The organism is Rhizobium sp. 01T437 (assembly GCF_056398505.1).
In genome coordinates, this window is sequence record NZ_JBFTPM010000051.1 from 1 (window position 1) to 7,093 (window position 7,093).

The 7,093-nt window shown below is 59.5% G+C and carries 6 protein-coding genes; all 6 read left to right on the forward strand.

The window, feature by feature from the left end:
• Positions 1–496: 496 nt before the first annotated feature.
• The 6 genes from AC1DM5_RS36305 to AC1DM5_RS36330 are packed head-to-tail and all read left to right on the forward strand — an operon-like array spanning position 497 to position 6,717.
• Positions 497–1,507, forward strand: coding sequence for an ABC transporter substrate-binding protein (locus AC1DM5_RS36305; RefSeq protein ID WP_477976911.1), 1,011 nt, complete (start codon positions 497–499; stop codon positions 1,505–1,507).
• Between the two features lie 44 nt (positions 1,508–1,551).
• Positions 1,552–2,550 carry an ABC transporter substrate-binding protein gene (locus AC1DM5_RS36310; RefSeq protein WP_477824349.1) on the forward strand — a complete coding sequence of 333 codons (999 nt, stop codon included), beginning with the start codon at positions 1,552–1,554 and terminating at the stop codon, positions 2,548–2,550.
• On the forward strand, positions 2,547–3,131 hold the full coding sequence (locus AC1DM5_RS36315) for an SCO family protein (RefSeq protein WP_439018619.1): 585 nt from the start codon (positions 2,547–2,549) through the stop codon (positions 3,129–3,131). Before AC1DM5_RS36310 ends, AC1DM5_RS36315 begins: the two co-directional genes overlap by 4 nt.
• The gene (locus AC1DM5_RS36320) at positions 3,097–5,202 is read left to right on the forward strand and encodes a sensor histidine kinase (RefSeq protein WP_477824350.1); all 2,106 of its coding nucleotides are present in this window, start codon (positions 3,097–3,099) and stop codon (positions 5,200–5,202) included. The genes AC1DM5_RS36315 and AC1DM5_RS36320 overlap by 35 nt, the downstream gene beginning before the upstream one ends.
• The gene (locus AC1DM5_RS36325; protein ID WP_025582425.1) at positions 5,199–5,564 is read left to right on the forward strand and encodes a response regulator; all 366 of its coding nucleotides are present in this window, start codon (positions 5,199–5,201) and stop codon (positions 5,562–5,564) included. The genes AC1DM5_RS36320 and AC1DM5_RS36325 overlap by 4 nt, the downstream gene beginning before the upstream one ends.
• A 13-nt stretch (positions 5,565–5,577) precedes the next feature.
• Positions 5,578–6,717, forward strand: a complete 1,140-nt coding sequence (locus AC1DM5_RS36330) for an adenylate/guanylate cyclase domain-containing protein (protein WP_477824351.1) — start codon at positions 5,578–5,580, stop codon at positions 6,715–6,717.
• The last annotated feature ends 376 nt before the right edge of the window (positions 6,718–7,093 follow it).

The window sequence follows — 7,093 nt, forward strand, 5'->3', positions numbered from 1 at the left end:
TCCGCATCCATCACCCCACTTCCTGACGGCGGTCGCGCCATCGCCGACATCAGCCGCAGATCGAAATCCCCATAGCCTCCGACTGTGGCCCGCGGGTTCCTTCCTCGGGGACTTTCGTACGCCTGCCGGCGCCCGAAACTCTTCACGAAAGCAGACCGACAGCTTCGGGTCTCGGATCTTAAATAGCGGACATTCAGTCGGAGCGAGTATTGTCGTGACGTGACCCGATCCGGTCGTTCCGCTGGCGTAAGCTCGAACGTCCAGAATGCGACTCAAAGCCTTCAATGACAGCCGCCGAAACAAGGCGTATGATTGCTTATCGCTGACTAGAACCTTTCAAGCGTCAGCGACTGAAAGCGCAAGACTCCCGCGCTAAGATAAGAGCGCGCTCTAGCTCACAAGCCTTCGGGCGCGCCGACAAAATGTCACCCTCTGGCGGAATCTCTTTTGCTCGATTCCGGTCCCAACCCTTTTTGTAGTTCGGAGGAGCGTACCGATGCCGATCATCCAAACCCGTCGCCGGTTCATGGCCAGCGCTGCAACGGCAGGCGCTGCCGCTATCGTCGGTCTTCCGGAGTTAGTCCAGGCGGAACCGCTGGAAACGACCTCGGTTCGTCTGCCGCGGTGGGTTGGTGGTTCCTACTGCTGGGCAGGCGCGTACATCGCCGGAGACCTGATGCGCGCAGAGGGCTTCACCGACGTTCGCTACGTCGAGGGCGACAGGAGCGTCGACCAATCGGAGTGGATCGCACGCGGTGAAACGGACTTCTCTGTGAACTTTCCGCCGAATCAGATCGCGTCGATCGACGCCGGCGTGCCGATCAAGGTGCTAACCGGGTTGCACTCGGGATGCCTCGAACTGATCGCCAAGGAGAGCATCCGCAGCGTCACGGATCTGCGGGGCAAGAGGGTGGGCGTGGACGGTTTCAACAACTCGCGACACGTATGGCTGACCCTCATGGCCGCCTATGTCGGGCTCGATCCCGTCAACGACATTCAGTGGRTCTTGACTGAAAACAACAAGCCGACAGAACTCTTTGTCGAGGGAAAGATAGACGCATTCCTCGGCACGCCGCCCCAGCCGCAGGAGCTGCGCGCCAGGAAGATCGGCCACACGATCCTTAACAATGCTGTCGACCGCCCGTGGTCAGAATATTTCTGCTGCATGATCTCCGCCACGGCGGACTACGTGAACAAGTACCCGGTGGCGACCAAGCGGGTCCTGCGGTCCATCGTTAAGGCCGCCGACCTCTGCGTCGCGGATCCGGGAATGGTGGCGCGGCAGATGGTCGATCGCGAGTTTGTCCCGTCGTATGACTACGCGCTCCAGACGCTGAAGGATATCCGCTACGACCGGTGGCGGGAATACGATGCTGAAGACTCCCTGCGTTTCTATGCCCTGCGCATGCAGGAACTGGGCATGATCAAATCCACTCCGCAGGAGATTATCGCCGGCGGCACCGACTGGCGCTTCCTCAACGAGCTTAAGCGCGAGTTGAAGACATAAGCAGCTAACCGGTGTGTTGTGCCTTTTTTGGGAAGGAGAGGCCCATGCAGATCATTCAAAAACGCCGCGCCTTCATGGCTGGCGCCGCGGCGGCCTGCTTCTTACGCACTGCAACACAGGCCCGGGCCGAGCCACCACCGGAAACGACCACTGTCCGCCTTCCAGTGTTCGCCAAAGTTTCCGACTGTCAGTCGCCCATGTACGCTGCCGGCGATCTTCTTCGTGCCGAAGGTTTCACCGACATCCAGTTTGTGGCTTCAGGCACCGGCCCGGATTCTTCGGACTGGATCGGTCGCGGTGAGATCGATTTTGACTGGAACTACCCGCTGGCACATGTGCTCAACATCGACAAGGGCGCACCGATCAAAGTCCTGACCGGTTTGCATGTCGGCTGCTTGGAATTGATTGCAAATGATCGAGTTGATGGTGTCCCTGACCTCAAGGGCAAAAGGGTGGGAGTGGATGGGAGCGCCATCGGTTATCTACTTATTAACGTGATAACCGCGTATGTCGGTCTTGACCCTGCCAAGGACTTCGAAACGCTCGCAACCCCTGATGCTGTTCAGAGCCTCGCCGACGACAAGATCGATGCCTTTCTTGGCGGGCCGCCTCAGCCACAGGTGGCACGCGAGCGCAAGCTAGGCCATGTTATCCTCAGCATTGCGATCGACAAACCCTGGTCGCAGTATTTCTGCTGCATGCTCGCGAGCACTTCGGACTACGCTGAACACTACCCGATCGCGACCAAGCGCGTCACGCGGGCCCTGCTGAAGGCCGTCGATCTCTGTATTACCAATCCGGAAGCGGTGGCCAAAGGCGCAGTCGATACGGGGTATGCCAGCCGATACGACTACACGCTTCAGGCGATCCGTTCCGATATACGCTACGACAAATGGCGAGAATACGATCCCGAGGATTCAATGCGCTTCTATGCGCTACGGATGCAAGAAACCAAGGCGATCTCGATAAGCCCTCGGGAAGTCATAGCCCGCGGAACGGACTGGCGCTTCCTCAATGAGCTTAGGCGCGAGTTGAAGACATGAGCAGGTGGCCGACACTTCTTCTGTCGTTGGCGCTGCTTTCTGGGCCGGCGCATGCGCATGACGCCCCGCACAACCAGCGCCTGCCGACGATCGGACAGGCGCCGGATTTCACCCTGACATCGCAGGACCGGACACCCGTCTCGCTGCACGAGCTCCACGGCAAAGTGGTCGCGGTTGCGTTCATCTTTGCTTCCTGTACCGACGTTTGCCCGATGCTGACCGACAACATGGCGCGCGTGAAAGCCAAGCTGGGCAGTGCGTTCGGATCCGAGATCGCTTTCGTTTCGATCACCGTCGACCCGGAGCGCGATACCCCCGAGGTGCTGAAGCAATACGCCAGGAATTTCGACGCAGACTTAAAGGGCTGGTCGTTTCTGACCGGCGATCCCGCAATTGTCCATGAGGTTGGRCGCAAATACGGCATTATCGCGAGGAAGACGGCGAATGGTGACGTCGATCACACTCTGCTGACGTCGCTCGTGGACCGTAATGGCAGCTTGCGCGTGCAGTACCTCGGTGCTGCGTTCGACTTGGAGGAGTTCCGGGGTGACCTTGTTAGCCTCATGGGTGAAGCCAAGTAACGTCGCAAGCTGGCTGATTGGCTGGGTTGCGCGGCTCCCGGCGCGCGTCCAGACCAAACTGTTGATCGCGTTCCTGTCGATCGTCGGACTGCTGATCGTGCTTGGGGCGGTCGGATTGCAGGTGCTGAGTGGGGTCAACGCTGAGACTTCCGAGCTGATCAAGCTGCAGCGCAAGATTGCCGCCTATCGCCAGGTCCAGCACGACACGACGAACCAACTCTACAGCATCTCGACTGCGCTTTTGCTTCAGGACGAAAGGATGCTCGATGCAGCATTGCGCCAGCTCAACCAGTTTAGCTACGACCTCGACCGCATGGAGTTTGTCGCCGCAAGTGAGGAGCAAGTGCTGGGCGAGGTCCGGCAGGAATACAACCAGATTACCGCAAAGGTCACACGTGTCGTCGAGCTCATCCGCGCCGGGCGCACCGACGAGGCGCGCAGGATGCAGCTCGATGAGATCATACCATCGGCCGACCGCCTCGAGCGGCTGACCAACCAACTGGTCAACATCGCGGAAGCCGACATGGTGGCGGCAATCGAGGCGACCGAAGGGGCGTACGGGACGTCGCGACTGATCGTGGTCTCCTTTGCGGTGGGCAGCATCCTGCTGGCACTCGGGCTCGGCTACATTATCTCTTGGTCATTGATCGAGCCGGTCAAGAAGATCGAGATGCGTCTGCGTCAGATCGCGGCCGGCGATTTTGCGCAACAGGTTGCCGTCGTCAACCGGGATGAGCTTGGTGTGCTTGCGAGAAATGTCAACCAAACGTCCGAGCAGCTGGGGCGGCTTTATCAAGAGGTGCAGGCGCGCACGGCCGAGCTTGCGCGCTCGGTTGGGGAATTGAAAGCGCTGGCGGAAGTCAGCAAGGCTGTCAACTCGACGCTCGATCTTGACACCGTGCTGCAGACGATCGTAGCGAAGGCGGTTCAGCTGTCGGACACGGATGCGGGCACTATCTATGTGTTCAGCAGCACCAGGCAACAATTCCGCCTCCGCGCCACTTTTGGGATGAGCAATGAGCTCATTGCCGCGATTTTCAACCAGCCGATAGGACTGAATGACCCGGGCATCGGCGACGCCGCACGGCGTCGCACGCCGATCCAGGTACCTGATCTCACCGAAGGAACGCCGTCTTCCGTTCAGAAGATCGTCCTCGACGCCGGATATCGTAGCGTCCTGGTGGTTCCATTGCTCAGGCCGAACAAGATCGTCGGTGCGCTTGTCGTCAGGCGCCGTAAGCCAGGTGAATTCGACGAACAGGTCGTCCGCCTGATGGAAACCTTCGCAGCCCAATCGGTGCTTGCCATCCAAAACGCGAAGCTGTTCCGCGAGATTGAGGAGAAAAGCCGGGAGCTCGAAGCAGCCAGCCGCCACAAGTCTCAATTCCTCGCGAACATGAGCCATGAGCTCAGGACACCGCTCAATTCCGTGCTGGGCTTCACCGAGCTGTTGGTCGACGGGATCTACGGCGAGCTCCCGGACAAGGCGAAGACGACCGTGGCGCGCGTGCAAGCAAACGGCCGCCATCTATTGGGGCTCATCAACGACGTGCTCGATCTTTCAAAGATCGAAGCGGGCCAGCTGACGCTTGCGCTCGAGGATTATTCCGTTGGGCAGATCGTTCGCTCGGCGGTTACGGCCGTGGAGCCGCTGGCGCATTCAAAAGGGCTTTCGCTCGCTGCGACCGTCGCCGAAAATCTTCCGCTGGGCCGCGGGGACGAACGCCGTCTGACGCAGGTTCTGCTCAATCTCGCAGGCAATGCTGTCAAGTTTACCGAGACGGGCGCGCTGGACATTCGTGCCGATGCCGTCGATGGGCACTTTGAGATCTCGGTGCGGGACACCGGCCCCGGCATTGCGCCCAAGGACCAAGTGCTTATCTTCGAAGAATTCCAACAGGTAGACAACAGCAGCACAAAGCAAAAGGGCGGCACGGGCCTCGGCCTGGCGATCTCGAAACGGATCGTCGAAATGCACGGCGGAACCATAAGCGTCGAGTCCGTGCCCGGTTCAGGCTCGACATTCCGCATGAGGATACCAATTCGGGTGGAGGACGTGAAAGCGGCATGAGCAAACGAATCCTGATGGTGGAGGACACGGAGGACAACCGCCAGATCGTGCGCGATCTGTTGGCCACCACCGAATACGAACTGATAGAGGCCGCAGACGGTGCTGCCGGTATCGCTGCAGCCGTGGCCGAGCAGCCGGACTTGATCCTCATGGACATACAGCTTCCTGTGATCGACGGGTATGAAGCTGCCCGCCGCATAAAGGCTGACCCGACACTCCGGCACATTCCCATAATCGCCGTCACCTCGTACGCCTTGTCTGGAGATGAGGCGAAAGCTCTTGCTGCGGGGTGCGACGGCTACCTGGCCAAGCCATTCAGTCCGCGCCAGCTGCTCGGAAAAATCCGGGAATTCCTTTCCTGAGGGAGGCTGCACCTTGCATGATCCGCCTCGCATTCTCGCCGTTGACGACACGCCGGAAAATCTCGAAATCCTGCGCATGCGCCTCGAGGCGAACGGCTACGAAGTGATGACTGCAGCCGACGGCGAAGAGGGGCTTGCGAAGGCGCGCGGCCTTGAACCTGACCTGATCCTACTCGACATTATGATGCCGAAGCTCGACGGGATCAGCGTTGTGCGCATGCTCAAGGAAGACGTTTCGCTGCGATCGATCCCGGTCATCCTTGTCACTGCAAAGGCCGATACGCGGGATGTGGTCGAGGGATTGGACGCCGGCGGCGACGACTACCTGACCAAGCCGTTCGAACACAGGGCTCTGCTGGCGCGGGTCCGCTCAATGCTGCGCCAAAAGGCGCTTCACGACACGGTCAAGACCCAGGCACTGCGCCTTGAGGATCAGGCCGCCCAATTGGCGGCATGGAATCGTTCCCTTGAACAAACCGTGGCTGAGCAGGTAACGGAAATCGAGCGAATGGGGCGGCTTAGGCGATTTTTGCCGACGCAGGTCGCCGACCTCATCGTCGCAGCGGGGGATGGCGACACGCTTCTCCAAAGCCACCGGCGCGAGGTGACAGTAGTTTTCTGCGATCTGCGCGGCTTTACGGCCTTCGCTGAGACCGCCGAGCCTGAAGAGGTGATGGCAGTCCTCAGCGAGTACCATTCCTGTCTAGGCGAGCTAGTCACTCGCCACGGAGGGACTTTGGAGCGCTTTGTCGGTGATGGTCTGGTTGTCGTCTTCAACGATCCTTTGCCCTGCGCTGACCACACGGAAAAGGCCGTCTGTATGGCAGCGGGGATGCGTGATGCAATTGACGAGCATTCGGAACAATGGCGCAAACGTGGCTATTTGCTTGGTTTCGGGGTCGGCATCGCACGGGGCCACGCGACCATCGGGCAAATCGGCTTCGACCAGCGCTCGGATTATGCGGTCATCGGCACCATCCCCAACCATGCCGCCCGATTGTGCGAGCAGGCCAAATCACGTCAGATCCTCGTCAGCCAACGGGTCTTCGGCGCCGTGGAACCATTGGTCGAAGCCGTTACAGTTGGCGAATTGAGTTTGAAAGGGTTCCAGCGCCCGATGCCGGCCTACGAAATTGTCCGGTGGCTTGGCTGACGAACCCTGCCAGATATAAGGTAGATCCAAAAGGCTGATAGAGGCGGCGGGAGCGGCCGTTCCACCGACGGCAAGCAAACGGCAACAATTGGCGCAACCGCGACCTACAGCTTCGCCATCGGCGATGTCTGCATTTGGGCAGTGGCAAAGGCGTCCTCAACGGCCAACATGAGGGCGCAAAGCAGTCATAGCTTGCAGCGCGCTCGGGAGGGCACGCAATTCGCAACGCTCTTGATGGGATTGGAACCATAAGTCTGGAAAATCTGCAGCTGCAAATCTGCCCTATAATAAATGACTCTCAGGCTCGTGCATCGACGGTGGGAGGTCCCGTTTCCCATGAAGCACACGCCACACATCCACATGATCTTTTTGATCA